Raw genomic sequence first — 24221 nt, forward strand, 5'->3', positions numbered from 1 at the left:
TGAACGCGGGCGAGGTTCAGAGCCTAGAATGGGAGCAAGGGTTCCTGCCACCTCAGGGAGGCTATCGTGATCGAGCAAGTCATACTCGGAATTTTCCTCGTGCTGCCGCTCGTGATCGTGGCGGCGCTGTTTTCCGACGAACTGTGGCAGGAACATCGGCGTCAGCACCCGCGCGACGAAAACGCACCGCACATCGACTGGAAGCATCCATGGCGCCGCGTGCGACGCGGGCATTGAGTCGCTTGCCGTGCATCCGCAGGGCGCGCCGTCCGGGCCGCCCCGGACGGTGAGCGCGTATCGCGCGCCGTTACGCACCCGAATTCCGCCTCGATCCGATTCCCGCCCAACCCGCGAGACGCCGCCGTGAACGACCAGCCCGCCCGCCCCCGCCACGACATTCCCCACGAAACGATCGACCTGCAGATCGCCGACGTCCTCGCCGCCGTCCGCTACCCGGCCAACAAGGATGCGATCGTCGATGCCGCGCGCGACGCGGGCGCCAGCAACGAGGTGCTGTCGATGCTCGACGGCCTGCCCGAGCAGGACTACGCGGACGTCGACGCCGTCACGCACTGGGTCGCCGGCAACTTCGGCCCCGGCCTCGGGGTTTGAGCGCACTTCCATAACGCGATAGCATCAGGCCGCACCGGACGCGCAGCGGCCGGCTGCCTGCCGCCCGGCGCAAGACCGGGCGTTTCCGCCTACGCGCCGGGGAACTCCATGGAAGGCATCCTGATCCAGCACACGACGCGCCGTCAGCTCTGGTTCGGCGCGCTGACGGCGCTCGTCATCCTGCTCGCGCTCGGGATCGCCGCGCCGCACGCGGACGTCGCCCTGCCGACCGTCGAGCCGTTCATGCCGATGTGCGCGCTCACCGTGTTCACCACCGCGAGCATCGCCGCGTTCTTCCTCGGCGCGCAGTTCACCGTGACGCGCCAGCCCGTGCTCGGCGCGCTCGGCGGCGCCTACGCGTTCTCCGCGCTCGCCGTCGCGCTGCAGTTGCTCACCTTTCCGGGCGTGTTCGCGCCGCACGGGCTGTTCGGCGCACGGCCGCAAAGTGCCGCGTGGATGTGGGTGTTCTGGCACGCGGGCTTCCCGGCTTTCGTGATGGTCGCGCTGCTCGCGCGCGAGCGGCGGATGCGTGCGCCGATCGGCGCGCGGCAGACGCGCCGGTGGACGCTCGCGCTGGTTGGCGGGCCGGCGGTCGCCGCGGGATTGCTGTGCCTGTTCGCGCTGCACGTGCCGCTGCCGCCCGCGTTTCGTCCGCCGGGCGATGCGGCCGTGCTGCCCGTCAGCGGCGTCGCGCTCGTCGTGTGGCTGCTCAATGCGCTGGCGCTCGCCGCCGTGGTCGTGACCGGCCGGCTTCGCACCACACTCGACCTGTGGCTCGCGATCGCGGTGCTCGCGTGCCTCACCGACACGACGCTGAACCTGATGAGCACCCATCGCTACACGGTCGGCTGGTACCTCGCGCGCGTGTTCAGCATGTTCACGCCCGGCGTGCTCGTCTGCGTGCTCGCGTGGGAAGTGACGATGCTGTACCAGCGGCTGTTCGAGGCGCATGCGACGCTGATCCGTTCGTCCGCGCGCGACGGGCTGACGGGCGCGTTCAACCGCAGCCACTTCAACGACCATTTCCACACGCTGTTCCTGCAGGCGCGCCGACAGGGCGAGCCGTTGTCGCTGCTGATGATCGACGTCGACCACTTCAAGACGTACAACGACGCGTTCGGTCACGTGAAGGGCGATGCGTGCCTGATTGCGGTCGCGAACGCACTGGCCGGCGCGGTGAGGCGGCCCGCGGACATCGTTGCGCGTTACGGCGGCGAGGAGTTCGCGATCGTGCTGCCGAACACGGGCGCGCGCGGCGCGCGGGTGGTCGCCGAGGAGGCGCGCGAAGCGGTGTTGCGGCTCGATCTCGCGATGCCTGCCGCGCCGGCCGGGCGCGTGAGCGTGAGCGTGAGCGTCGGCTGCGCGACCGTGTCGGCCGACGATCTCTCGACGCCCGATGCATTGATCGAAGCCGCCGATGCCGCGCTCTATCGTGCGAAGGACACCGGGCGCAACAGGGTCGTCGCCGCCTGAAAACATCTGCTGTTTGCGCGCATTTGTTACGGTCATTCTGACCGGAATAATCCGCCGTTACGGATTGCGGAACAGGGAAACGATCGCTTACAGCCGGTGTTGCGGGCGCTCGCTATGCTGGGTTTCATGTCGAACCCCAGCAGGTGAATGCGATGAAGAAGACCCTTTTGCTGATTGCCAGCGTCGCCGTGTTGTTGAGCGGCTGTATCGTCGTGCCCGCAGGCGGCTATTACAGCGATGGCGGGTATTACCATCACCATCACTGGGATTGATGCGGGTGCGGGCCCGGACGAGTCGATCCGCTCGCGTATCGATGCAGATTCGACGATCCGGACCGTCACGCCCTCAGGCCGGCGTGGTCAGCTCGGCATGCATCAGAAATACCTGGAGCGCGGCGAGCGTTTCGTAATGGAGACGCTCGAGGCGTGCATCCTTGTCCGCGTCTTCGATCAGGTTGCGCTCGGCGTCGTACTGGTACGGCTCGCCGAGCAGTTCGGCCATGTCGATCTGGATGTAGGAGCACTCTCCGTAAGGCCGTTTGCCGTCGATGCACGGTAACGGCCAGAAGTCGTCTTCGCTCAGCACGTCGTCGATCGAGTACGAGTCGACCGTCATCCAGAGGGCCGCGCGCAGCAGGTCGAGATGTTCGGCGCGCAATTCGAAATGCCCCGACGCATCGACACCGCTTTCCGGAAAATCGAATGCCTCGCGAAGCGCCTCCGGGATCACATAGTGTCCCGGCGCCAGCTCACCTGCGGCCGTGACGAACTCGGGCACGAGATGGCCGAGTTCGGCCAGCGTGCGAATGGCCCGTACGTCGTCGTCGGTATCGAGGATCGCCTTGGCGAGATCGATCGTCGCGTCGCTCCCCGTGAGCGGCGATTCCGGATAAATGGCCGGCGCGCCGGATTCGACCGGCAGCCAGACCACCCGGAGCCGCCGCATCAATGCGACGTGGCCGGGCGTCAGGTCGGGATACGACGCGCCGTCGGCAAAGACGGCGCGGATGATGGCGTTGCGTTCGGTCGGATTGATTGACATCGTGGCCCTCGGTGTAATGCGCGCGGCCGACGTCGGCCTCGCGACGGAATCAGCTTCGACAGACGTCAGCGGCAGGCGCTGCGCCCGATGGCGACTTCAGGCAGCACCCGAGGCCGGCATCGGTGGCGGATAGGCGGAAGGCGACAGGTTCCTGACGACCATGCGGTCAAGCTCGGCGCGCGCCTGCGCGATTTTCGCGTCGGCGGCGACGATCTTCTTTTGATGGCGGTATCGCGCCACCAGCACCGAGCCGATTATCACGAGGGCGAACACGACATTCTCGACCGCCGGGGTATTGTCGGCGAGCTTGCCGGCCATGAGGCCCAGGATCGTGCCGCCCATCACGCCGAATACGGCAGCGAATATCCCGTCGACGATCCAGCTCTTCGGCGGGTATTTGAGCCGGGCGACATTGATCGCGACGACCGCATCCACCATGCCCTCCACCTTGCCGCACGCGGCTTCGAGCTGCGCTTCTATCGCATCCATCAGCTGGCCCGCGCGCTCCTTGTCCGGTTTGGCGAGCACGCCGGCGTTGGCATAGGTCAGCAGGATGCCGTCCAGGTCCTTCCACGCGGTTTCCAGACCGGTCGAGACCAGCCCCTCCTCCCGCAGGTAGTTCCAGCCGGTATCGACGTCGTTGAGGTCGACGTAGGCGCCATACGACGCACAGCACTCGAAAACCGCGAACGCACGACGCACCGTCAGCCCTTCGGTGAAGTTGTCATTCGACCGCGACCGCTGGCTTTTCGCCATGTCGATCGTCGAATTGGCCGACGGCTCGCCGCGTTTTCCGAATCCGAATCCCATGCATGCCCCGCGTTCGTTATGTGTTGCAGCTTGGGGGCTCTCTCGGCCCGCCCGTTCATTTCGATACAGAATGTTGGCAGGTATCCCGGTGGCTTACTGCACGAGCCCTCAAGCGAAGAATCAAAATCCCGTGTACCAACCTGTGCACCATGAATTGCCGATACAGGTACCACGGCGATGATTTCACGTACCGGCCACCGTAAGAAGCCGACCACGAAGGACGGCGGATAGGCTGGATAGCTGCCCATGTCGTTGCGCCGGCTGGGTGCACGTCTTCGTGCGCGGCCGGTCGACGCCAGCTCATGCTACTGCAACAGCGCCGTAAAAGCCTTGTCGGTGACTAGCGCGTGAATGACATCCTGTACCGCGGCGGGAAATTGCGCTGCAACGCGCCGGCAAGCTTCAGAGCCCTCGAAACCTGCTTTAAACGTGGATTTGTGTTGAACGGTCAGTGACTGGCCGTTGGATGAGCTGACTACCAGCTTGATGCTCCAATAGCCACCAGTGAGCCCCTCCATCGAAGCGAACTCAAGCTCTTCAACGCGGCCAGAAAGAGTCACCTTCGGCACGACATCGTTGTACGAATCAGCTACCTTCAGTTCATCTGCCAGCGCCTTCTGTATGTACCCCTCGAACGTTAGACCATCCGGAGGCGTGACAATCATCCCGCCTCGGCAATCCGGGTCTATCTTGCCGGCCGAAACGAACGGCCCGACTGCGACGTCCCTGGCGTGAAGCACTTTAATCGCTGCACGGTTGTCAGCGGAAATAGCATACCGGGCAATGGGTTGCTGAACCGTGCATGCGGATAACAACGCAGCGCAAGTGACGACGACAAACGGCCTGTTCATTTCTGGTCTCTTTGGTTGGCTACTCTACAGGAGTCGACTGAGCATCGCCGATGCGGCACCACTCAACTCCCAACGGTGAGAATTTTTCGTCGCTTCAAGGAGCGGGCGTTTCACTCGGACTCGGAGCTGCGCGAGTTGCTGGCACTGCCCCCGGTCATCGCAACGTTCCACGTCACAAGTTCCGGCCCCTTGTTATTGCACATCCAGCGCTCGACTCCGGCAACGATGCCTTCCTCGTCACCCTGGAGCGCGGCGAATGCTGAAAGAGGCGGCCCAAAATGCTCAAGAAGAGGGAGCAAGCTGGCACCGTCAATACACCGAACCTCATAGCTGTTTTCGGGGTGGCGGGCGCATTCGAGTTCGATGTGCTTCCAGCATTGGCTATGAAAAAGCTGCTTTTCGGGAAGGCGGATCATCGGGTCCGCGTAGTATGCGGGAGATGTCCGCCAACGGTCTTTGAGCCGGTTTCGGGAGATACCTACATACCGGATCACCTCATCGTTACCGGCGACCAAGTATAAGCAGGGGGCCTTCGCGCTCCAGACTGCGGCATTCAGGATGTCATATTTGGCCTGAAGCCATGGGCCGATTCTCGCGCCCTTCGCTACGTTTCGCTTCCAGCGTCCGCCCTCCATGCCATGAATACGGATGACAGGGGTCGCCGCACGGTAAATCGCGTTGGCATATTTGATATTTTTTGAATTCAAGCTGCGAAGCAAGGTTTTGCGAAATGAGTCGAATCCAAATTGTAAGACAACAATGGGCCGCCAACCCACCACTAAGTAGCTTTTTCAGGATATTCAATTCCAACGTCGATGATCGCGACGGTCAGGCTCATTGCAATTGATTGGACGAGCGGCGGCGACGACTCGCCGTGTAGCGCACGATTTTTGCATCGCTCGCCATTACTTCGAGCACGAATCCTTGGCCATCAGCCACGACGTACCCGCTCGCCTTGGGTTCGGCGCCTTGACGCGCGTGTCATTGAGTGTCGTAACGATCTTGGACACGGTTTGTACACGGGAAAATCGGCGACGTCTCGTGTGTACTTAACCGTGTACCATCGCCCCTTGGATACCAATGAAGCGCGTCAGATTTGGTTGGCTAGAGGAACCATTATCTGTAAATGGATTCCGCATTTTCTTGATGGTCTCGGGTCCGGCTGGGTCCATACAGGACCTAGCAAACGTCGTTAGATCCTTATACAGAAAAGCATGTAACGCATTCGCAGATTTTGGTGTACCACAAACGCAAAGTGACCAAGCTATCCCCAAGCGTGTAATGGCCACCTATTCGAGATCGCCCCCCCCAATCAGTGTTTGGTCTGCATCGAAGTATAAAGTGCTTTGAGGTCAGTATGAATGACCAAGTCGGTGTCGACCTGTGGCTCGACTACCAACGAATTCGCCACGACGACCCGGTTCAGCCTGACTTTCGGGTTGGCCAGCTCGAGCGCGTAGCCGTTGCCCTTCGCCTTGGCAGCAACCGTGTCGCTGAGTGCTTGCAACGCATGGTCTTTGCGCTGCGGCAGGTTCAGCGCTTTAGTGAGGGCTTCCTGCACCTTGGCACGGATCAGGTCCTGAAACACGAAGCTACCCGCAATGACCAGATCATTGTCCAGTTGGCGGGCGAACGTCACCTTGTCGAGCACGAGCGTGTTGCCGTCGGCAGCCACCACCGGCTGACCAGTAAGATACACCCAGCCAGACGTGTCGAGCAGCTTCCCAGGGAGGCTGGCTTTGATTTTGAGGCCAACGGCGAGCGAGCCACCAGACGGATAAATCGTGCCGTCTAGTACCTCGACACTGGCGGATTGGCCTGCGATGCTAGTCGAGAAGGTCTTGCCCACCACGTAGCTACGCAACGCGGTCGTGACTTCGGGATAGCCGACCGTCACTGGCAACACGATGTGCATGGCGCTATTCCCCGGTCGGCGAACCTTGCTGAGCGAGGTGACATCGGGGGCCGAGACCGGGTAGCTGGAGTCAGGCGTCGTCGTCGCCAGCGTCTTGGCTTTAGCGAGTGCGAGGATGTGCAGGTTGTCATCAGTGACTTCCATCACATCCACGGCGAGTTGCGTGGGGGTGACCACCACAGTGATGGTCGGTTGCTGCGGCGCTACCTGAACAGGGAAGGTATAAGGCTTCCAGTACGTGGCCACCAACTGCTTGAATTTAACGCACGACAGTTGAGCCTGCAGCTTCTGCCGAACATCGGCTTGAAAGCCGTTGAATATTTTGTTTGCTATGTCATCAATATCCACATTCACGTTGTGCGCAATCTCGAGTTGAGGATGATGGGTCCAATTGTGGTCGGCCGCAAAGTCAAGAACCGGACACCCATTTCCGTCGAGTCGAAGCCCGAGAGTGATCCGAAGTTCTGCTGCGGCCGAGACGCTTTTCTTAAGAGAAAGCACTTGGGCTATGGTGCCAGAAAGCTTCGCATTGGCGGTCATAGCTATTGGCACCTGGACCAGTATTGCGTCTTCGTGTTGGGGCGCAGGGCCTATAACAGCCTGTCCGCGCGTTGCGCCGTACTCGTAATTTGCATGCACACACGATATTTTGCCAAATTTGCACGCCTCAGGCGTTTGCCCATTCCCCGAAAACGAGGGCGGCACTGCCGCATTAACAAACTCGGCCAACTGAGCGAGAGGGATATTCGCATCGAGATACACCCAGCTATCAGCAGGCGCGTTCTCATACGGCTGCGAGGACTCAGCAGGCTTGTCGGATAAGTTGACGTCGGACTTGTGGCACCCGCCGAGTCCCAGTGCGATAAGCAGGCCTACCGCCATGAGAAATGCCGCAACATTGTGCCAGTGCGGTGCGACGGAGAAGGGGCGTTTGGCAGTCATGGCAGCTCCGGTAACGATGCATGCGCTGGAATGGTGCCCGGTGCCGGCGCGGTATCTACCGGATATACTCTCGAGCCTCTGCATTGTATTCAGGCCAAATAAGGCCGCATCCCCAATTTTGATGATATAGCTACTTGCGCGCAGCTTTCAGGTTCCCGTGGCTCAAGTCGGAACGTCACTGCGCACCGGAAATGTAAATTGGCACTCGACACCAGTTCTTAGACTTCACCCTTCCGCGGTACGGTAATCCAACGGGCTTTTCAGATACGCACGGATTTCGCTGTTCTTCCAGACAGTGCACGCTCGTCAATCATGCCAGATAAGGCCCCAAGGTATCTTTGGCATACAGATTTTCGCGTAGAGGCGCGGTGTATGCCATCTTGCATGCCAAAAACCGCTAGTTGTCGATTGGTAAACTTTGCGGAATATCGGGAGTCGATCTATGTCTGGCGGGGCTTTTCAGTTTCTTTCCTGCGAAACTTAGGTGACGACAGGTAACTACTTCGATACAGAACCTAGCAATTCCGCCAGACTCCATATACGACAAGGCCCCGTCAAGTTGGCAGGGCCTTTGTGTACCGTAGTGTGTACCAAAAATACGAAGTGAGCTACTTCACTTGGTGAACTTCGGGATTTGAGACGGCAACCCAACTCGCATGAAATATCGCGCGAACGCCTGCGAGAAATGTTCGAGAAATGGAGAGTCAAGACGCCAACGCTCCCCCGAAGCATCCGCAAGCTTTGAAAGGTAATCAGGAGGGAGACTGAAAATCTGGCCAAAGTCCACAACTAGGCTATCGCGATTGTCTGCCGGCTTCGTAGGGCCGCCCAGTAAGTGCAGCCCCTCTACGCGCCCTTTGCGAACCTCTTCCCACCGTCCCTTCGTCTTGAAATCAGGATTCTCTTCTTCGAACTCGTCCAACGTGTAGACCGGGCACATGGCGACCAGATCGACCTTACCGTTCTCCAAATCGCAGCTTTGCGTCACGATAACAAGATCGGCCTCACCAACGGGCACCGTCTCACTCGCACCGTCGCCCGTTGCTCCGAAGTTCTCTCCAAACTGAGGAACGAGACACTTGTGAAGTAAATCCCCTTGGGCTAGGTCAGAGCCCTTGACCGCAATCCAAAACGGCTTTGACATTTATCTCACTCGTCGAACGAGAACTTCCGAGGCTTGAGCCTACCAACATGCTTATAAGTTGCCTGTACGGAAAACACCTGTTTCAGATGAATATGCCTATACGTGAACTGGTTATCGTCATCCGAGTCGACTGAGGGCGTTGAGGCAACTGCGAACGCGCTCACATCCGATTCAATTTCATCATCAGCCGCAGTAGCCAACGATTCACCAACATCCAAAAATTGCATGACTGACACGCTATCGCGCTCTTTGATCTCCCACGCCTTCACATGGGCTCCGGGAAGTTGAACCATCACGTAACGCAAATGACGAGGAAGAAGCGGCACATCTTGCGTGTAGCCTGTCCCAGCAAATGCCTCAATCGAATCTGCATACGGCACCGCAGTAGCAACGCAGTCCATTATGAAGTCCTCTGCCAGTATTTTTCCGAATGAAGATCTGGGTTTGTTACATCTGCAAATCCATGCGTGATCCAGTCGTGAGCCAAATCGAACCACGCGCGGCGCCCTTCATCTGTTTTATCCGCCGAAAGTCCTCGAGCCGCGATATCAAGTCGTACCAATTTTTCCTTGGATGGGAGTCTGAACGCGCTTTGGGCAAGGATCTGCAATCGTCCCGCGTTACCCGGCAGCTCGTAAACTGACGTCCAATTGATACCTTCCGGCGAAGGCAAAAAGCGCTTCCCCGATGCTCGCTTGTGGTCAACAAAAAGCTCCGTCAGCCCTGTCGCCGCCAATCCATTCGAATCCATGATGTGATTCACATAAATCAGCTCAAACTGGCGGAACGATAACTCTCCGACGCCTACCTCACGACAAAAAGCGCAAAATCCGGCCAACTGAGTCTCGAATCGCTTAATCACAACGTCGTAGCTAGGGTATGAGTCGCTATCAGACGCTCGCTTCCAATTGAAAATGAACCGATCTTGCTGAACCTGAATCAGATTCTGCCCATCCGCACTGTGGAACCATGCTCGCCGCAACGGCGGAAGATTCGCTAGCTCAAAATTAATCAGCGGGATGTCGCCTTGTGTGTCGGCAACATTGACAAGGGGAGGCGCGTCTTGGACGTTCGGAAATTCCTTTCTAACGCGCTCCCAGTACGCTCCGATATGCGCGGTCAAGAGCGGATGGCTTGCGGAGAAGTACACGCCACATGCAACCTCATAGACTGGAGGCCGCAAAAACTTCACGGGGACGCGAGCGATACCCTCAGCTGTTTGAGTCACGGCTTTTTCTGATCGTCGTTTTGTGTTAGCACAAAATGGCTCCTGTTCGGAAGGTAGCACGAAAAAAGGCAATATCAATCCGCCCCCAAATAAAATAAGGGGCCGACTAATCTCCGTCGAGCAACCGAACTCGCAAGGCACACGATTCGCAAGATGCCCGCCCGAGCCGAAAAGAAACGGTGTCAGAATATACGCCGAGCCATACGCCCCGCGAAGAACCATCGGAGAGAGCATGCACCTTGACCGCGACTACCAGCGCGAGCTGCTAACAATGCTCGCAGAAAGCTACCCCCGCTCACATGACATCCGACAGTTGTTCAGCACCATGGACGACGACGCTATGCAGCGCTACGCCGCCAATCTCGTTTATCTCGAGGAGCACGGCCTGGCCGACAGCGCGATCAAGTACGGTCTCGACGGCCATATGTCGAGTGGCTTGCCTCGGATCACCGCTAAGGGGATGGATTTCCTTGCCGACGACGGCGGCTTGTCTGCGATCCTTGGCGTCGTGACCGTCAAACTCCACGAGGACACGCTGAAGGAGCTGATCGGCCAGCGGATCGCTGAGTCCGATTTGCCCACGCCCGAGAAGTCTCGGCTCCTGGATCAGCTCAAGTCGCTACCGGGCGAAGCGATCAAGCACCTCACGCTGAAGCTGGTTGATGCCGGGCTCTCAAACTGGCCAATGGCGTTAAACGCGCTCGAAACCTTTGTTCGTCATTCGTAAGAATGACAGATTTTGCTTTCGTCACGCCAGAGGTGGCCAAATGTGGAAGAACCGTCAACCGAAAGTCGATCGATACCTCAAGGATGCTCCTGACGAAACGCAGAAGACCGTCCGCGAGTTCCTTCTTGGAATGGTGACGGCCGTGTCGTCCCAGCTTATGCAGTGGGCACTCGAAACCGTTAAGCATCTCATAGTGATCAATGCTGCCGGACTCGCTGGTGTTGTCGCAATGTATGGTGGTGGATATGCGCCCAAGGTTGCGGCAACACATGCCGGCGTCTGCTTTCTAATTGGGATCTGCCTTGCATTCGCCGCATTAGCATCAGGCTATATAACCGGCTTCATCACGCTCAGGCGTATGGCCAATCATATTGCCGACATCATTGCCAGCACGGCTCCAACCCACGTACTTGACGGTACAGTCAACAATTTCTTCATCGTCGCAAATTGGACCCTTTCGGCAATCTCCCTTTGCGTGTTCATTCTAGGGGTAGCAAAACTGATTCCGATATTGTAGACAAGCCTACACATCGCTTGCATCTAGGGCTTTGCACACAATCTCAAACGACTCCGCACGGGGGACTTCATGCAGCAGACCAAACGCCATCATTACGTCCCCAAGGCCTACCTCAAGTCCTTCTGCGATGCAGATGGGAGGCTGCTCGTCTATCGAAAAGACGAGCCCAGCAAGCCACTGCACGTCACTCCCGACGCTACGCAGTTTCGCCGCTACTACTACTCTCAGCCAATTTCCGGAGGCGGCCAAGACAACAACACACTCGAAAGCCTGTTTTCGGTCATCGAAAGCAGTTGGCCTGAGACGGTGGCGCGACTACATCGACGCGAAGACGTGAACGATCGACTCCCCAACATCTTCGAGTTCATGTCACTGCAACGTGTTCGTGTTCCTGCCGCACGAGATCTCGTAGAGGCTACGCTCGCACAGTCGGTCAAAGACACCATGAAGGTCCTGCTGGCCAATGGAACGCTCCCCCCACCTCCCCCTGGGTTAGAAAACATCGCCGAACTCGTGCAAGTGTCCATCGACCCGCATCAGAGCATTCGTGCAATGACGGATATGCTCAAGGGAATGGGCAGTCTTTATGATCGGCTAGGATTCGCAGCGATCCATAACACGACCGACCGTCGCTTCCTGACTAGCGACAACCCAGTTTTATGGTTCGATCCCGCAGTTCCTTTCACGGAGCAACGGCCCTACACCATCGATCAAGATGGCCCAATCGCTCTTCTTTTTCCAGTCAGTCCAAAGCTGATCATTGTGGGTTCCACCGAGTACAGAGAGACATTCGGTCAACACGGACTCCTGCATAGTAGTGACGTTGATGAAGATGCTGTCGACGCAATGAACAGGCAGATCTGTCGATTCGCGTATGAGGCGGTGATCGCAACCGATACCGGCCATGAAGAAATGATCTTGGAGTTCGCAGACGTATCGCCGGTTCTCGAAACCACCAGGACGAAGACGGCCAACGGCCTACTGACACTGGGTCAGCAGTCATTCGGGCGACGCTTGGCGAAACCCAGGTGGAACACAACTTAGTCATTGGCCAGGGCGAAACTGCAACGGGTCTCGAAGATACGCATGAATCTCGCTGTTCTTCCATACCGTACACCGCGACGATAGTTGAATCGGCTGAGGTGCCCGCCCGGTCAGGCACAGCTTTCGCCATGTCTCCCGGCAGACGCCCACAAACGGAGCAATTTGCCTCCAGCGTGAGTGGCCCACCTCGGGCAGCGTGTCGACGGGCTTATGCATGGCGCACCTCCACCTCGGCAAGCGCCTCGCGCCCGTAGACCCGCTCCACCCACGTCCCTCGCCCGTCTCCGTGGCCAAGCCATGTCGACACGCCAGCGGCCGCTTCCCGGCGCGATACGCCGGCTGCCTTCTGCCGCTCAAGGTGCTCGGTCGCGTACGCGTAGCGGAGGCTATGCGGTGCGCGCTCATCGGTCATGCCGACCCTGCGCACGACATAGTGATAGCGCTCCATCGCCCGCCTCAGATCTGGCTTTCGGACCAGCTTCCCGCCGTACTCGTTCGACAGTCCAATGGCTCGCCCCACCAGCTCGGCGGCGCGCTGCCGATCCAATGGCGGACTCCGTCGCGTCTTGCCACCCTTCGTCCCGTGGATGATGGTCACGAAGCCATCCCCGATCGGGCTCGCGAGTGCGCGCCGCCAATCAGCCAGCGATTTGATGCTTTGAACCGCCTCTCTCGCTCGCAGCCCGAGTTCGAGCTGCAGCTCAAGCACAACCGCAATACCCGGGTCGATCGCAGCAACGGCGGCGCGGTACAGCTCCAAGTCGTCTCGCATCATCGGCCGCTTCGTACCGGCCCGGCTCGCGCCCGACAGACCGAGCGCCGCATTGCTCATCTTGTCGGCAAACGGCCGGCGACCAATCCCTTCGAGCGCTGTCCGGATGTGCGTCATGTTGTTGACGGCCGTCCGCTTCGAGCATCCTCGGCCCGTCATGTCGTTCGACCAGGCCATCAGATGCTTCTCTTTGAGCTGACCGGTCGTGTGAACCTGAAAGCCCATATCCCACAGAAACCGCGCGAAACGCGCGAGCGACTTCTCCCGACCGTTGGAGGTCGAGTTTGCCTGTTTGCCACGCGCCCCGCGCGCAGCACGGCACAGGTCGGCCGTGAGAGATTTGTGCGACATGCGTACCCCGAATCCATGACGTGAGGCTCGACCCCCAGTTGTCTCCCTGTCCGCTGGACGGGGCCGCGAAAACGCAGCTGGGAGACAACAAACGGGGGCACGAGCCTCGGCCTGGTGAGATTGGGAGCGTTCTACGCCAGCCAGCTGACGTAGCCCGGCACGCACGAACCCGATGAGGTTCGACGCGTGGCGGGAAGACGCTTCCCCCGTTTGATCCGTGTTTTGGCTGTGCGACCGATCGGGGGGCGCCAATGCCCCGACCGCGCGAATTGATGCGTGCCGAGCGAGCCGACACGAGATTCCAGACGCCGAGGCCGAGCGCGCCGCCAGTCGTCACGAGGACGACTGAGACGGACGCAGCAAGACACGGCGTTAGCGCTGGGGAGCGCACGTCACGGATTGATTGCCGCAGGCGCGGCATACGGGGATTGCACATCGCGCCTTTCGCAGGAAGCAAAAGGCGATGGAGGGCTTCACCTATCAGCGAGGCAGTCACGAGCCCATCTGGAAACGATGGACGGATTTTGGGCGTAGGCCCTACTCAGTTAATTCGGTGATCAAGTCACCGTGCCCGCAGAGCGAGCTTTCCAAACAATTGCCGATCAGTTTCGGCGCACTTCAGTCGATGCCTTACCCAGGCGGGGTGTGAAGCAAGATTAGCGACGCCTGCACCGCTTGGCAACAGTTTTTCAGCGGCCCGAGCCTGGCGCCCCAGAGTAGCGGTCGCGTCTACAGAGTGACGCACGCGACAGTTTCGGATGCGCATCGCTTTGCAAGCTGATTCGCAAAGTGACGCACAGTTAGAGCTCGAAGATCGTAGTGTTGCCTAGCCGCTACAGACCAGACTAGCTGTCAAAAGTGAGCGTCGTTCTCGGCGGCGCGCGACAGTCATCACTGACCGCACAGACGAATCAGCCTCATTCGTCGACGCAAGACGATTCCGGTATCGAAATCGTCTTGACGTCACGATTCCTACTGTTCGATTTTCCGCGCCTGTGTCGGCCTGCCGCCGCGGCGAGTCCGAGGTTCCGGAACCAGACCCGGCACGAGTGCCTTGAAGGCCTGAAACTTTGGATCATCCATTGCAGCACAAGTCGCCGCCCAGAGCTTGGCAGATGCCGCTCTCCCAGCTCGCGAATCGCGATCAAGCACTTTTTGCAGTTCTTCGGCTTTTCGCATGATCTCGTGGTCGAAACGGTCCCGATTAAACCGATACATGCTCAGGCGCCAGTTGTCGCAGTTGAGAAAGTCTTTGCGAGGGCCTTTTGCGCCCTCTGGACGCGCTCTCCGCAACCAATACTGAATACCACCCGCTACCCAACCTGCGGTATCGAATTTTTCCGGCCACTCGGTAGTTGCCGGGACAACGCCTTCAGATTCAAGCTGCGCACGGTTCCCGATATAAGCAGCACTACCGAATTTCCGGTCCAGAAGAATGGTCAGCTCGCCGATGTCGGCCGGATGGGCGACCGAACTTGCCTCAGGCGACTGTGAGTCGCCAGTACGATCGATCTCGCGCTTATCCATGATGCGCTCCCGATTTCTGGGCCTTTCGGAACGCGTCGATAACGCGGGCATTGCGCTCCATATCAAACGTATTGATGAAGCCGCAGTGGACACTCTCCGCGTCAGCACTGACCGAGCTAGTCAGGTCACTCGCGAGGTAACCGATGAGCTTAACAATATTCTGCAGAGTGCCCGGATGCGCCCAAAATTCCGGTGCTTCCATTGCCAGAAGCGCAACCTCGGAAAGCGCCTCGATCTGATCCAGATGGGATTGGCAGATCGAATCGATTGACTGGATTTCTAAGCGAAGCTGCTTGATTTCGGTGGATTGCTCAGGACGAGCGGATGCGGCGGTAGACATGATGGCTCCTGTAGATTTGGAGCCCGCGTCCCATCGCCAAATGGGGTGGGCGGGCACATAACAGGGTTGGCGAACCGGCCTACAGGAAACCGGCAGACCCGAAGGTCTCCCCATCACGGCCCACCCGTAACAGTATGGACGTGATGATACAACGGACGAAAAAATACCGCCTGGAGCGGCGGTCGTCCGCCTGTAGAGCTCGGGTCGCCAAACCCGGCGCTTGTTGTCTCAAGCGCAGTTCAAGATTATGTCTGCCGCGCTACGTCGTCAAGCGGAAATTTGTAAACAATGGGCGACAATGGGAACTCGTGGTCAACCGATAGGAGATGCTGATGGCGAAGCATGACAACGATCGATGGGTTCCTCTCGAAGAGGCAGCCGCCTCGGTGAAGCGCAAGGCTTCGACCGTCATCAGCCAGATGCGTAACGGTCGAATTCAGCGAGACAGGCACTTTCGATATATCGGTGACGGCAAGCTCGAACTGAACGTCGTGGAGTATTTGCGATGGGTAGAGGAAGAGAAGGAGGCACGCAAGCTGCCTCTGTACGAGCGTGTAATTCGAGATATCGACAACAGGCAAAGAAGGGTTCAGGAGGCCCTGAAAAATGCTCCGCCGCTCCAACCTCCAGCACCACCATCCGCGAAACGACAGCCTAAGCTCATACCGCTCAGTGTCTGGGCCGAACAGACCTTCGGTCAATACGCGCCTCACCGCAATACGCTACTCAACTGGGTTCGAAACGCCAAGCTGTTCCCAATGCCGATCAAGGTAAGCGGAACGTACTTCGTGGAACCTAACACGGAGTACATCGATCCTGTAGCTCAAAAGATTCGGAGGATGGTCAATGGCCGCTGATGCCATGTCCATAGCAAAGAAGGTCGCGCCGGCGATCGTCTCGATGAAACCGATCTTCTTGAGCATCCACCAAGTTTCTGAGGCTATGTCGTTGTCAGAAACGATCATCAAGAAGATGGTCGCATCCAAGGAGTTCCCCGCTCCGCGAGCGCTCTCGAAGAAGCGTGTCGGATGGCTAGTCCGTGAACTCGAAGAGTGGGCCGAGAAACGGCCGATCTCAGAGATGTTGCCGCCAGGGCCGCATCATCTATCAGAGGCTCAGTGAAATGAACACGGTCTTCATACTCATGGCCCAGTACGGCGCCACCGCGGTGGTCCCGATCGAAACCGTCAGGAAGGACTACTTCCCGCACCTCAGCCGCGAGATCCTCGTGCGTAAGATCAATCGCGGCGAGATCAAGCTCCCGGTCGTGCGGATGGACGGATCGCAGAAGACAACGCTCGGCATCCACATCATGGATCTGGCAGCGTATATCGACAAACAACGTGCCGCTGCCGTCAAGGAGTACGAGACGTTCCATGGAAGGAAGTGGATTGCCGAGTAGCGACTTCGCCGCGATGAAATCACTAATACGGCATATGGTCGGTCACCTCAGCATACACATGCGTATAGCCAAGGGCCGCGAATAGATGGTAGCGATGAAACCCTGCAAGCAACTCGTATCGCACTTCCCCGGGTCGCTGAAACAATAACAGTGGCGGTAATGCGACATCGTCTCGCACGGCAGCTAGTAGGTCGTCGCTCCGAATCACCCCGGGCCTGCGAGGATCAGGCTTATTGAATGCTGGAGTACCGGGACTCCGTCGGGGGGAATCAATCAGATCGATAGCAACGAGACTGCCGCCGATGCTCCGAGGCGCCAGAGTTTTGATGACAAAGTCCGACATGCCAGCGGCCGCCACAAGCGCATACGCCTGGGAAAGCACGATCGGATCTATCGGCACCCTAAAATCTCCAGTCATCAATTGCGCTTCGCAAGTATATCCTCAGCTGGATAAAGCTGAAGCATCGCTCGCGCCGCCTCGACGTTCGACATCGTCGGCCATTCCTCCCAGTCGCCCCACCACTGCATCATCTTCCGGCGCTCGGGAAGGTATTCATACCACTTTCGGTGGCTCAATGAGAGTAGCCAACCGCCGAATCTCCAGGGCCATGCCAAGAAACCGCGGCGTCCAGCCGGGAATCGGGGTGGTTCCCTTGAGCCAGCGGCTCGGCGTGTTCTTGTCGACCCCAGCCATACGGCAGAAGTCGGCCTGCTTCCAGCCGAGCTGGTCGAGAGCGGTTTGAAACTCGTCAGGTGTCATGTGCGTTGCGGGCGCGAAGATGAGTACGCTCTCAGGATAGCAGACCTCCCGTAAAGCGGAGAAGTAAGCCAACTTCTCTCCTCAATTTGACATAACCTCCAATTATCAAATGTAGAGAAGTGGGTAACTTTTCTCCGCTTTCCGGGAGAGGCGCATCAGCCATGAGAGATGGAGCAACAGCGTGCTTGCCTGTTTTTTGAGCAAATCACGCACGCAAAGTTATCCACATCCCGGCCCTGTTTTTAATAACCGCGGTGAACGCGTCAAAGCTGGCTGATGACCTTGGCCTTGATGGTCTCGTATTCAGAATCGCTGATGAGTCCCTGATCGAGCATCGCCTTAGCCTTCTGCAACCGCTCTGTCGGACTTTCGCTAGCCGATGCACCAGGATCGCCGAAGTTTCCTTGAAACCCGCCAGATTTGGCACGCATCTCCTCAAGCTCTCGCTGCCGGCGCTTTTCACGCCACGCCTGCTCCTGTGCCTGGCAGATACGATAGATGGCTTGTGCCTCGGCTTTGCGCAAGCCGGTGAACTGAAATCCACGAAGCGCTCCGCGGCTTGCCAAGTCAGGCTGAGTCAGGGCGGTAACGGTCAGCGTACTTCCGAAGATCCCCGCCTTTATGTGAGCCGTCTTGATGTCTTGCCAGCGGAGGTCAATCGGAGAGAAACCACCAAGCAGACCACGAGTCATCCCGATAAGCCTGCCGGACGTCGCCGCCACGAGAGCCCGTCGATGAATAAGCGCAAACAAGCGGCGCTGCACAGTGCTCTCTTGAACGGCTTCCCCTGCAACGAGCATCGAATCAAGATACGACCATGCTTTCGGCATCTCTGCGGCGAGGCCGGATGTTTTGTTGTCTGTCATGGCATTCCCCGTCAATTGTGATTGTGTTGTCGCAGTCACCGCCCTGCGGTTCAGAAAATCCTAGCAGATTTGAACCGAGCCCCAGCAATCTGTGGCCTTCCCCATCCGGGCGTGCCATGGATGCGAACAGCCGGGGCGGTTTCCAAAACTGTGTTTTCCGCGGAAACTACACCGCCAGCATGCTTCAGTCCTCGTTCATCAATCGCTTCCGGCACTCGCGCAAAAACTCATTGATTTGCCTCTGTCGATCCCGCCATTCGACCGACCGCATGCCGTGTTTTCGGGAGTTCGTGGCAGAGGTCGTTTTTCCGGTCTCAGTCTGTGGTCCTGTTGACCGTTCCCATGGTTTCCATCGCCTGATTGCCTCGGCCTGCTTGGCTCGTCGTTCCGGTGTCCAGCCGTTCGCCACGGTTGCTCTCCAATAGTTCGTTCGTCGTATCAGCCCTTTTCTCTCGCGCGCGGACTGATGACTCGGTGCCGTTGTTGACCTGCTGAGGTCCGTTCGCTATGTTCGCCTGCTTCACGAATGCAACCGGTCGCGGATTCTTGATCTCGGCCAATGCCTCAACTGTCGAGCGGCACTGAGCTTGCGCCTTGAGTGAAAGGCGCAAATACGATTCCATCTTCGGCAAGTGGTCGCTCCGAGCGGCTTTGAGCGCGAGCTGGTTGAACATCAGATCCAACGTATTCGCCTGCGCCAAAAGCATCGCCTCCACGCCAGAGAGGTCACCTCGACAGACCGCATCGGCCTGCTTCCGAACCTCCTGCGTGTACGTCAGCAAATCCAATTCGTTTCCAAACATGGACGATGCGTATTCAAGTCCGGTTGTCGCTCCCCGGATAGCGGCATCGTTCGCGACGGTTGCCAACAGCTTACGTCTGCGATCGGTCGGTGGTTCGCCACCGGCCGCATGATCAGGTCGATCGTCGGACAATTCTGCCGGCTCGCCCGTGATATCAGTGTCCTTCATGTGGTCAACCTCCAATTGATACGCCTCGCGCGCGCGTACACGCGTGCGTACTGGTCGCATTGGTCGCATCGGTTGGCAAGTTCTCCCCGCCAAGCTGAACCATTTCCGGCCACATCGATGCATTTCTCGCGCGTGCGCGTGCGTGCGCGGAACGGTCTACAGGGGGACCGCGACGTTGAACCTCGACGACGGACGCGACCGCAATATCTAGCCCCGGCTTCGCAGGCTTCTCGCCCTTCCCCGCCCAAGCCCTCAGTACAAGCGCCCCAAACAGCATCACTACATCACCGTGCCGCAGAAGTGCCAACGCTTCCATCGGCTCTTCGTCGCTCGCGAAGGCGTTCGTGTAAATGGTCGGCCCGACGCCGTTCGCAACTCGCAGCTTCACCGCAATGGTCTGCGCATCGCCCTTCGTCGTGATTCGCGGCCGTCCATCAACCGTTCCCGTTACCCATCCATCAATCATTCGTCCACTCCTTCAGGTTGTCTGCTCAGTGTTCGGAACGCATTTAACGATCGTTACCCACGATTTCCCATCGTGAGATCGGTACGAACCGACGTGGCGCAATTCGACTATCTGGAAAAGTCCCTGAAACGCGGTTTGGTAGTAGTTCTGGTTGGTTGAGGGAAACGACTGCTGGGTCGATATCACCATACCGGGGGTGTTTTGCGTTCCTTTCGGCATCAAGACACGCGCGCCGACCTGGAGGTCAGCCCGAAGCACAGTCTTGAAGACCATCACGTTATTTGCCAGCCATGTCGGCTGCCCGATGAGATCCTTGAACTCGATCTGAATTTGAGGAGGCTGAAAAGTGTCATCCCAGATCAGAAAGCGACCATTCGATAGCGTGACGCGAACGCCACCGTAGTCCGCGCCGAGGAAGTACCCGCGCGTAATGTCTTGGATGCACTGCGCCAATTGTTGGAGCGTGGAGGAAAAATGCACTTCGTCGTGGTTCTGCACCAGTTGGTCACTGATGCTCATCTGTATCGGCACGCCCGGATATGCCACCAGAAGCGCGTTCGTCAGCGCTGGCCCGAGAGGTTGACCCGCCTTCCAGTTGAGAACAATATTTCCAGGGTTGTCGAGCGAGTACGACGACGGCAAAACCACCAGATCGAGCCGCATACTGGTGCCCTCCCAGTTCCCATAGGACTGGAACACTTGCCCGTTCACTAGCACCCCTGCTTGTAACGGATTCGCCAGCGGCAGCCCCGTTTTCATGCCCCCTTGCAGCGATAACTGCATACCCTCGAACTGAGTAGCCTGACTGAGATCAGCCAGCGATACGCCGTGAATCGTTATCGTGAACGCGTTCGGCGCGGTGGCGTAGTCCGCAATCGGACAATCGAATTCGATGTCCGGGGCCGATGGATTGAAAACCCCATTGGGATGCGAGGTCCACGTCCTAGATGCCGCGGCCGTTGTCGGTGCAGTCTTAGTAACCAGGCCGCTCGCAAAACCACTAGGCCCCAGAAGTGATGTGACACTGGCGGACGTTCCGCTTTGCTGATTCGCATCAGGTGTCGGGGTGAGTTTCAGGTCGTAGTAGCGCATCGTTACTCCTGCTCATCAGGGAACGTCGCCACAAGGTCCGCGACCAGTTCCTTGCGAGATTGAGCCTCCAGAATCCCGCGAAGTACTATCTCTCCTACGTCCGCGTACTCCACTACATGAATCCCGCGTCCGACCGAGATGCGTACCTTGCCCGGTGACTTCGGCACAATATCAATATTCAGCTTGACCGCCGTCGCGCCGTAAATGCATTCAACGAACGTTTCCAGCATCTCTTGCTCGGGAGCCCGCAGCTCCTCGTAAGCGTATGCAAGGTCCGATTGTTCTTCTATGGTGAGCGGAATTTTCCATTGCGCGTCGTCGGTTTCCGCAATCACATGATCCGGCCGCTTCTTCGGCTCGTTGTGGATGGTCACGTCACGCTTCGCACCGTTGGCTTCCGTCTTATCGTTAGCTTTACTGAACATCTTCATTTTTAATCTCCGATAACTTTCTAAAATTGGTGCACTAGTTGCCGAAACAGCAGCCGTTGCCGAATGAGCAACTGTGGTTACCAGCCTCCTCCGCACCTGATCCACGCTCAGAACGAACCGTCTTCATTGATGCCCTCCCGGTAGTCGATCTGATCAAAGCCACTATGGCGCGACGGTTTCCGGTTGCGATTCACGTAAGCGACCGGATCGAATTTGCCGGGATGCAGCTGCACTGCCTTTCCGTGCACGCGCGCAGCCTGTTCCCCCTGGACGGTCAGGACACATTGCCCATCGGCAAAACGCCATAAGCGGAACCAGCCATCGCGCACACTATTCCGAAAGGCCGCCCGCCAGTCCCGGTATTTCTTGGTCGGGTTGTCGAGATGGCGCTCGCGAAACTCTAGCCATGCGATCTCCAGGAAATCATCGGGAATGCCGGCCCGCTCTGCGTAGCGATAGGCCGGATCGTCGGCCGGGATCGCCTTTTCGCCAGCAGCCTTGCACGCATCAAGGAACTCGGCCATCGTGGCCTCTTCGTGCCGACGTTTCCGTTTCAGTAACGTTTCAGTTTCGGGCAGCATCGATTGCTGGTTCATCGCTGTACCTCAGTCTGGGAAATTGCCCGTGTAGATGGCTTCTCTAGAGGGTCACCGTCTGGCGGTGTAGAGAGAGTGGCAAAAACGGCCTCTATTGCACCGTCTCCCGGTGTAGGAGAGATGGCCTCTACACCGTCTCCCGGTGCAATAGGAGTGCTCTCTACACCGTCTCCCGGTGTAAGGGCTGCGTTTTCAGATACGCACTGCGGACAAATCCGGCCGCAGATCCCTCGTCGTACCCGTCCAGTTTGTCCAGGCTGAGCCATGTCAGCGCGTACCAGCTCGCTCGGTTTGGCCTGCGCCCCTTGGCCGTCTCGTAAATCAGACCGGCGTCCAGAAGCTCCTGCTTGGCCCTCTGGATCGTGTCGTTGGACGTCCAGCCCCGTGGCTTCAGATGGGCTATGGTGACGATCATTCGCCCGTTGTCGTCCCCGTGGAATTGCCTGGCAATCTCCAGTAGCAGCGCCTTGGCAGGGTGCGAGAGGTCCAGATATGCCTGGCTGTCCAGCACCATCCAGGGAATCGGCACAAAGCCACCCGCATCGCGGCTCGATGTGCTGTGTCGCTTCGACTTGCCCATGCGTCATGCCGCCCCCATCATGTCGACAAGATCCGGCTCGCGTTCAAGCAGGCTGTATCGCGCCACATTGGCGTGCAGGAACCCGTCCGAGTCGACTGCCGAGACACGATGTGAGTAGATGCGATAACCGAGCCGGACAAGCTCCTTGATGCGTTGCGCAGGGTGACTGATGCCTTTGGCACGCAAGCTGTAGGTGGTTTGCCCGTCGGCCTTGAGATATTCGAGCACGCGCTTACATTGCGCAGCGGCCGACATATCTCTATGATTGACCTTGCTGGTCATCTGGGTCGCGCCCTGGCAGGGGTTGCGGCCCTTGTTGTTTTTGCCGGTCATACGCAGCCTCCTTACGCGGCAACCATGCCGCGCGATTCAGCAATGCGCTTCTGGAGATAGGCATCGAGTTCAGCCTCGATGAAGATGGTGGTGCGGCTGCTGAGCTTCACCGGCTTCGGAAAATCAGCATCGTGCTTCGCACGCGACCAGAGCGTGCTCATGCCGATACCGAGCTTTTCGGCGGCTTGGGTAGGGCGAAGGCCCTTGGTATTCACGGACATCGACTCTCTCCTTAGAGTTTGTCTCGACACATGCACGGTTGTGCTCGTCGATGTCCGTATTAAAAGAAGCACCCGGGCCGCAACCCGGTTAATTGCCGTTTTTTCCGCCTCTAGATTTACGCAGCTCTTTGCGAAACTGTCCATAAGAAATCGGGCGAACAGCGTCCTCGCTTTCAGCATTTGGTGGAACGTATCGGTATGAACGGCTATCGCCGCTACCCTCGATTTCAGCCACATCGCCACCAGACCATTCTTGTATCGCTTGTTTCAAGTGCGGCCATATCTCGGACGGCCTTGAATCAGGATGCTCGCGGCTCAGTATGCGGATAACGTCGGCCAGCGTTCCACCGGAGTTATTCTTTGCGCGCCGCCCCTTACTTCCCCTCTTTGATTGCGCATCAGATTGCGCGCGGCCAATGTCCGCATCAGGTGCGTATTTCTTGTGAAGCATCAGAACCACTTCACGAATGATGGTAAGCACGACAGGCGACACGGGCAGTTCTGTAAATCCAGCTGGAATTAATGCGTAGGCTATTTGTAAATCTTCCTCCAAATCCGTCGGATTTCCCCAACTACCGACAAGACCCGAAGGCAGAATCCGGCCGCCCCAGCCATCGCCTAAAAGGGCTATTTCCCTATCGCTTAGGTGCGCAGCTGATTCGAGCCATCCACCGTTGGCGTATAGGTCGTCACGTAGATAGCGCTCGGTTTCCGGTTGCCGGAACTGTCTCACGGAGTCGTCCAATTGATTGGGCATAAACCGACCGGGTAGCGTGATAGGCCCTATAGCACTCGGGAAGAAAATCACATAGGCCAAGTCTCCCGGTCGGTTCAATCGCCTCTTCGTCGCATTTATCGCCTTTTTCAGCGACAGCCTTTCTGGTTGTTTCATTCGTCGCATCCTTCCGTGCGAGCCCTCAACCAGGAGCCCCTGCCAGGCCGGTGAAGGTTTCCGGCTTTTCGCTCCGTCGAGCTAGGCAGAGGCAAGTCGTAAAGTAAGTTGACCAACCGACAGTCGGGAACCTTTACGCGCCGCCGTCTGGACGCCGCCCCTCAAGCAGTTCCCTCACTTCCTCAAGCATCTGCACGGCCGGCGGCAAATGCTGATCGCGAACATGGCGGCGGCGCGCCTGGTAGAGGTGGAACAGAGCCACGTCCAACTTGCCTTGCACGATTTCGACTTCGTATTCGTTCATCATAGGCACTCGA

Annotated in this window: 32 protein-coding genes and 1 pseudogene; 9 read left to right on the top strand and 24 right to left on the bottom strand. The window is 58.2% G+C overall.

The genetic code is table 11. The features are described from left to right. Positions 1 to 66 precede the first annotated feature (66 nt). The 3 genes from GQ56_RS46095 to GQ56_RS0126385 all read left to right on the top strand — a co-directional run bounded on the left by GQ56_RS46095 (position 67) and on the right by GQ56_RS0126385 (position 2085). Positions 67 to 237: a hypothetical protein gene (locus GQ56_RS46095; protein ID WP_006489933.1), complete on the top strand. Its 171-nt coding sequence runs from the start codon at positions 67 to 69 to the stop codon at positions 235 to 237. A 126-nt stretch (positions 238 to 363) separates the two neighbouring features. After that, positions 364 to 612 (top strand): DUF2795 domain-containing protein, encoded by a 249-nt coding sequence (locus GQ56_RS0126380; RefSeq protein ID WP_031401501.1) that lies wholly within the window; start codon positions 364 to 366, stop codon positions 610 to 612. A 108-nt stretch (positions 613 to 720) separates the two neighbouring features. Continuing rightward, positions 721 to 2085 (top strand): GGDEF domain-containing protein, encoded by a 1365-nt coding sequence (locus tag GQ56_RS0126385; protein ID WP_031401502.1) that lies wholly within the window; start codon positions 721 to 723, stop codon positions 2083 to 2085. A 345-nt stretch (positions 2086 to 2430) separates the two neighbouring features. Here GQ56_RS0126385 and GQ56_RS0126395 read toward each other — a convergent pair whose 3' ends face one another. The 8 genes from GQ56_RS0126395 to GQ56_RS41915 all read right to left on the bottom strand — a co-directional run bounded on the left by GQ56_RS0126395 (position 2431) and on the right by GQ56_RS41915 (position 10250). After that, positions 2431 to 3126, bottom strand: coding sequence for a hypothetical protein (locus GQ56_RS0126395; protein WP_043301663.1), 696 nt, complete (start codon positions 3124 to 3126; stop codon positions 2431 to 2433). A gap of 96 nt (positions 3127 to 3222) precedes the next feature. Continuing rightward, positions 3223 to 3936 (bottom strand): hypothetical protein, encoded by a 714-nt coding sequence (locus GQ56_RS0126400; protein WP_031401504.1) that lies wholly within the window; start codon positions 3934 to 3936, stop codon positions 3223 to 3225. A gap of 305 nt (positions 3937 to 4241) precedes the next feature. Further along, positions 4242 to 4787, bottom strand: a complete 546-nt coding sequence (locus tag GQ56_RS0126405) for a hypothetical protein (protein WP_152601858.1) — start codon at positions 4785 to 4787, stop codon at positions 4242 to 4244. A gap of 110 nt (positions 4788 to 4897) precedes the next feature. Continuing rightward, positions 4898 to 5506, bottom strand: coding sequence for a hypothetical protein (locus tag GQ56_RS0126410; RefSeq protein ID WP_235212762.1), 609 nt, complete (start codon positions 5504 to 5506; stop codon positions 4898 to 4900). Positions 5507 to 6099: 593 nt separating this feature from the next. After that, positions 6100 to 7644 carry a DUF4403 family protein gene (locus tag GQ56_RS41910; protein WP_075123021.1) on the bottom strand — a complete coding sequence of 515 codons (1545 nt, stop codon included), beginning with the start codon at positions 7642 to 7644 and terminating at the stop codon, positions 6100 to 6102. 613 nt (positions 7645 to 8257) lie between these two features. Continuing rightward, positions 8258 to 8788 (bottom strand): hypothetical protein, encoded by a 531-nt coding sequence (locus tag GQ56_RS0126420; RefSeq protein WP_031401508.1) that lies wholly within the window; start codon positions 8786 to 8788, stop codon positions 8258 to 8260. Positions 8789 to 8793: 5 nt separating this feature from the next. After that, positions 8794 to 9189: a hypothetical protein gene (locus tag GQ56_RS0126425; protein WP_152601859.1), complete on the bottom strand. Its 396-nt coding sequence runs from the start codon at positions 9187 to 9189 to the stop codon at positions 8794 to 8796. Beyond that, positions 9189 to 10250: a TIGR04255 family protein gene (locus GQ56_RS41915; protein ID WP_081894975.1), complete on the bottom strand. Its 1062-nt coding sequence runs from the start codon at positions 10248 to 10250 to the stop codon at positions 9189 to 9191. The genes GQ56_RS0126425 and GQ56_RS41915 overlap by 1 nt, the downstream gene beginning before the upstream one ends. Between GQ56_RS41915 and GQ56_RS0126430 the strand changes: the two genes are divergently transcribed. The 3 genes from GQ56_RS0126430 (at position 10249) to GQ56_RS0126440 (ending at position 12304) form a co-directional block, all read left to right on the top strand. Then, positions 10249 to 10743 (top strand): hypothetical protein, encoded by a 495-nt coding sequence (locus tag GQ56_RS0126430; protein WP_031401510.1) that lies wholly within the window; start codon positions 10249 to 10251, stop codon positions 10741 to 10743. The genes GQ56_RS41915 and GQ56_RS0126430 overlap by 2 nt on opposite strands. Positions 10744 to 10783: 40 nt before the next feature. Continuing rightward, positions 10784 to 11260, top strand: coding sequence for a hypothetical protein (locus tag GQ56_RS0126435; protein WP_031401511.1), 477 nt, complete (start codon positions 10784 to 10786; stop codon positions 11258 to 11260). 69 nt (positions 11261 to 11329) lie between these two features. Further along, positions 11330 to 12304 (top strand): DUF4238 domain-containing protein, encoded by a 975-nt coding sequence (locus GQ56_RS0126440; RefSeq protein WP_031401512.1) that lies wholly within the window; start codon positions 11330 to 11332, stop codon positions 12302 to 12304. Positions 12305 to 12512: 208 nt separating this feature from the next. On the opposite strand, the gene GQ56_RS0126445 is transcribed toward GQ56_RS0126440, so the two are convergent. The 3 genes from GQ56_RS0126445 to GQ56_RS0126450 all read right to left on the bottom strand — a co-directional run bounded on the left by GQ56_RS0126445 (position 12513) and on the right by GQ56_RS0126450 (position 15294). After that, positions 12513 to 13427, bottom strand: a complete 915-nt coding sequence (locus GQ56_RS0126445; protein WP_031401513.1) for an integrase domain-containing protein — start codon at positions 13425 to 13427, stop codon at positions 12513 to 12515. Between the two features lie 972 nt (positions 13428 to 14399). Next, the gene (locus GQ56_RS44730) at positions 14400 to 14954 is read right to left on the bottom strand and encodes a hypothetical protein (RefSeq protein WP_152601860.1); all 555 of its coding nucleotides are present in this window, start codon (positions 14952 to 14954) and stop codon (positions 14400 to 14402) included. Continuing rightward, positions 14947 to 15294 (bottom strand): hypothetical protein, encoded by a 348-nt coding sequence (locus tag GQ56_RS0126450; protein ID WP_031401514.1) that lies wholly within the window; start codon positions 15292 to 15294, stop codon positions 14947 to 14949. The genes GQ56_RS44730 and GQ56_RS0126450 overlap by 8 nt, the downstream gene beginning before the upstream one ends. Before the next feature lie 332 nt (positions 15295 to 15626). On the opposite strand from GQ56_RS0126450, the gene GQ56_RS43235 reads away from it, so the two are divergent. From GQ56_RS43235 to GQ56_RS0126465, 3 genes are read left to right on the top strand one after another with little or no spacing between them, the layout of a single operon-like run. Further along, positions 15627 to 16151, top strand: coding sequence for an excisionase (locus tag GQ56_RS43235; RefSeq protein WP_161788578.1), 525 nt, complete (start codon positions 15627 to 15629; stop codon positions 16149 to 16151). Then, the gene (locus GQ56_RS0126460; RefSeq protein ID WP_235212763.1) at positions 16141 to 16416 is read left to right on the top strand and encodes a helix-turn-helix transcriptional regulator; all 276 of its coding nucleotides are present in this window, start codon (positions 16141 to 16143) and stop codon (positions 16414 to 16416) included. Before GQ56_RS43235 ends, GQ56_RS0126460 begins: the two co-directional genes overlap by 11 nt. Before the next feature lies 1 nt (position 16417). Continuing rightward, positions 16418 to 16696, top strand: coding sequence for a pyocin activator PrtN family protein (locus tag GQ56_RS0126465; protein WP_031401517.1), 279 nt, complete (start codon positions 16418 to 16420; stop codon positions 16694 to 16696). 417 nt (positions 16697 to 17113) lie between these two features. Here GQ56_RS0126465 and GQ56_RS46675 read toward each other — a convergent pair. From GQ56_RS46675 to GQ56_RS45665, 13 genes and pseudogenes are all read right to left on the bottom strand, one after another. Beyond that, positions 17114 to 17209 (bottom strand): annotated as a pseudogene (locus tag GQ56_RS46675) (SOS response-associated peptidase family protein); the annotation flags it as partial. A 40-nt stretch (positions 17210 to 17249) separates the two neighbouring features. After that, entirely contained in the window at positions 17250 to 17528 is a 279-nt protein-coding gene (locus GQ56_RS39580) for a transcriptional regulator (protein ID WP_043301665.1), read from the bottom strand. Between the two features lie 191 nt (positions 17529 to 17719). Next, complete coding sequence (locus GQ56_RS0126475) at positions 17720 to 18322, bottom strand: SHOCT domain-containing protein (RefSeq protein ID WP_031401518.1); 603 nt, start codon at positions 18320 to 18322, stop codon at positions 17720 to 17722. A gap of 314 nt (positions 18323 to 18636) precedes the next feature. After that, positions 18637 to 19293, bottom strand: coding sequence for a hypothetical protein (locus tag GQ56_RS0126480; protein ID WP_043301666.1), 657 nt, complete (start codon positions 19291 to 19293; stop codon positions 18637 to 18639). 4 nt (positions 19294 to 19297) lie between these two features. Beyond that, complete coding sequence (locus GQ56_RS44740; protein ID WP_152601861.1) at positions 19298 to 19759, bottom strand: hypothetical protein; 462 nt, start codon at positions 19757 to 19759, stop codon at positions 19298 to 19300. Positions 19760 to 19771: 12 nt separating this feature from the next. Then, complete coding sequence (locus GQ56_RS0126485) at positions 19772 to 20851, bottom strand: hypothetical protein (protein ID WP_235212764.1); 1080 nt, start codon at positions 20849 to 20851, stop codon at positions 19772 to 19774. A 2-nt stretch (positions 20852 to 20853) separates the two neighbouring features. Continuing rightward, positions 20854 to 21282, bottom strand: coding sequence for a hypothetical protein (locus GQ56_RS0126490; RefSeq protein ID WP_031401521.1), 429 nt, complete (start codon positions 21280 to 21282; stop codon positions 20854 to 20856). A gap of 107 nt (positions 21283 to 21389) precedes the next feature. After that, the gene (locus tag GQ56_RS46255; RefSeq protein WP_063962869.1) at positions 21390 to 21878 is read right to left on the bottom strand and encodes a hypothetical protein; all 489 of its coding nucleotides are present in this window, start codon (positions 21876 to 21878) and stop codon (positions 21390 to 21392) included. A gap of 160 nt (positions 21879 to 22038) precedes the next feature. Continuing rightward, entirely contained in the window at positions 22039 to 22458 is a 420-nt protein-coding gene (locus GQ56_RS0126500) for a helix-turn-helix domain-containing protein (RefSeq protein ID WP_031401523.1), read from the bottom strand. 3 nt (positions 22459 to 22461) lie between these two features. Next, positions 22462 to 22791 (bottom strand): helix-turn-helix domain-containing protein, encoded by a 330-nt coding sequence (locus GQ56_RS0126505; protein WP_031401524.1) that lies wholly within the window; start codon positions 22789 to 22791, stop codon positions 22462 to 22464. 11 nt (positions 22792 to 22802) lie between these two features. Further along, positions 22803 to 23012: a helix-turn-helix transcriptional regulator gene (locus GQ56_RS0126510; protein WP_031401525.1), complete on the bottom strand. Its 210-nt coding sequence runs from the start codon at positions 23010 to 23012 to the stop codon at positions 22803 to 22805. A gap of 88 nt (positions 23013 to 23100) precedes the next feature. Further along, positions 23101 to 23904 (bottom strand): hypothetical protein, encoded by an 804-nt coding sequence (locus GQ56_RS44745; protein ID WP_152601862.1) that lies wholly within the window; start codon positions 23902 to 23904, stop codon positions 23101 to 23103. Positions 23905 to 24037: 133 nt separating this feature from the next. Further along, on the bottom strand, positions 24038 to 24208 hold the full coding sequence (locus GQ56_RS45665) for a hypothetical protein (RefSeq protein ID WP_161788579.1): 171 nt from the start codon (positions 24206 to 24208) through the stop codon (positions 24038 to 24040). Positions 24209 to 24221 lie beyond the last annotated feature (13 nt).

It is taken from the genome of Burkholderia paludis, assembly GCF_000732615.1.
GTDB lineage: Bacteria > Pseudomonadota > Gammaproteobacteria > Burkholderiales > Burkholderiaceae > Burkholderia > Burkholderia paludis.

Coding starts and splice junctions, on each gene's coding strand:
- GQ56_RS0126385 (WP_031401502.1), top strand. CDS start 721: ATGGAAGGCATCCTGATCCAGCACACGACGCGCCGTCAGCTCTGGTTC.
- GQ56_RS0126395 (WP_043301663.1), bottom strand. CDS start 3,126: ATGTCAATCAATCCGACCGAACGCAACGCCATCATCCGCGCCGTCTTT.
- GQ56_RS0126400 (WP_031401504.1), bottom strand. CDS start 3,936: ATGGGATTCGGATTCGGAAAACGCGGCGAGCCGTCGGCCAATTCGACG.
- GQ56_RS0126405 (WP_152601858.1), bottom strand. CDS start 4,787: ATGAACAGGCCGTTTGTCGTCGTCACTTGCGCTGCGTTGTTATCCGCA.
- GQ56_RS41910 (WP_075123021.1), bottom strand. CDS start 7,644: ATGACTGCCAAACGCCCCTTCTCCGTCGCACCGCACTGGCACAATGTT.
- GQ56_RS0126420 (WP_031401508.1), bottom strand. CDS start 8,788: ATGTCAAAGCCGTTTTGGATTGCGGTCAAGGGCTCTGACCTAGCCCAA.
- GQ56_RS0126425 (WP_152601859.1), bottom strand. CDS start 9,189: ATGGACTGCGTTGCTACTGCGGTGCCGTATGCAGATTCGATTGAGGCA.
- GQ56_RS0126430 (WP_031401510.1), top strand. CDS start 10,249: ATGCACCTTGACCGCGACTACCAGCGCGAGCTGCTAACAATGCTCGCA.
- GQ56_RS41915 (WP_081894975.1), bottom strand. CDS start 10,250: ATGCTCTCTCCGATGGTTCTTCGCGGGGCGTATGGCTCGGCGTATATT.
- GQ56_RS0126435 (WP_031401511.1), top strand. CDS start 10,784: ATGTGGAAGAACCGTCAACCGAAAGTCGATCGATACCTCAAGGATGCT.
- GQ56_RS0126440 (WP_031401512.1), top strand. CDS start 11,330: ATGCAGCAGACCAAACGCCATCATTACGTCCCCAAGGCCTACCTCAAG.
- GQ56_RS0126445 (WP_031401513.1), bottom strand. CDS start 13,427: ATGTCGCACAAATCTCTCACGGCCGACCTGTGCCGTGCTGCGCGCGGG.
- GQ56_RS44730 (WP_152601860.1), bottom strand. CDS start 14,954: ATGGATAAGCGCGAGATCGATCGTACTGGCGACTCACAGTCGCCTGAG.
- GQ56_RS0126450 (WP_031401514.1), bottom strand. CDS start 15,294: ATGTCTACCGCCGCATCCGCTCGTCCTGAGCAATCCACCGAAATCAAG.
- GQ56_RS43235 (WP_161788578.1), top strand. CDS start 15,627: ATGGCGAAGCATGACAACGATCGATGGGTTCCTCTCGAAGAGGCAGCC.
- GQ56_RS0126460 (WP_235212763.1), top strand. CDS start 16,141: ATGGCCGCTGATGCCATGTCCATAGCAAAGAAGGTCGCGCCGGCGATC.
- GQ56_RS0126465 (WP_031401517.1), top strand. CDS start 16,418: ATGAACACGGTCTTCATACTCATGGCCCAGTACGGCGCCACCGCGGTG.
- GQ56_RS0126475 (WP_031401518.1), bottom strand. CDS start 18,322: ATGACAGACAACAAAACATCCGGCCTCGCCGCAGAGATGCCGAAAGCA.
- GQ56_RS0126480 (WP_043301666.1), bottom strand. CDS start 19,293: ATGAAGGACACTGATATCACGGGCGAGCCGGCAGAATTGTCCGACGAT.
- GQ56_RS44740 (WP_152601861.1), bottom strand. CDS start 19,759: ATGATTGATGGATGGGTAACGGGAACGGTTGATGGACGGCCGCGAATC.
- GQ56_RS0126485 (WP_235212764.1), bottom strand. CDS start 20,851: ATGCGCTACTACGACCTGAAACTCACCCCGACACCTGATGCGAATCAG.
- GQ56_RS0126490 (WP_031401521.1), bottom strand. CDS start 21,282: ATGAAGATGTTCAGTAAAGCTAACGATAAGACGGAAGCCAACGGTGCG.
- GQ56_RS46255 (WP_063962869.1), bottom strand. CDS start 21,878: ATGAACCAGCAATCGATGCTGCCCGAAACTGAAACGTTACTGAAACGG.
- GQ56_RS0126500 (WP_031401523.1), bottom strand. CDS start 22,458: ATGGGCAAGTCGAAGCGACACAGCACATCGAGCCGCGATGCGGGTGGC.
- GQ56_RS0126505 (WP_031401524.1), bottom strand. CDS start 22,791: ATGACCGGCAAAAACAACAAGGGCCGCAACCCCTGCCAGGGCGCGACC.
- GQ56_RS0126510 (WP_031401525.1), bottom strand. CDS start 23,012: ATGTCCGTGAATACCAAGGGCCTTCGCCCTACCCAAGCCGCCGAAAAG.
- GQ56_RS44745 (WP_152601862.1), bottom strand. CDS start 23,904: ATGAAACAACCAGAAAGGCTGTCGCTGAAAAAGGCGATAAATGCGACG.
- GQ56_RS45665 (WP_161788579.1), bottom strand. CDS start 24,208: ATGAACGAATACGAAGTCGAAATCGTGCAAGGCAAGTTGGACGTGGCT.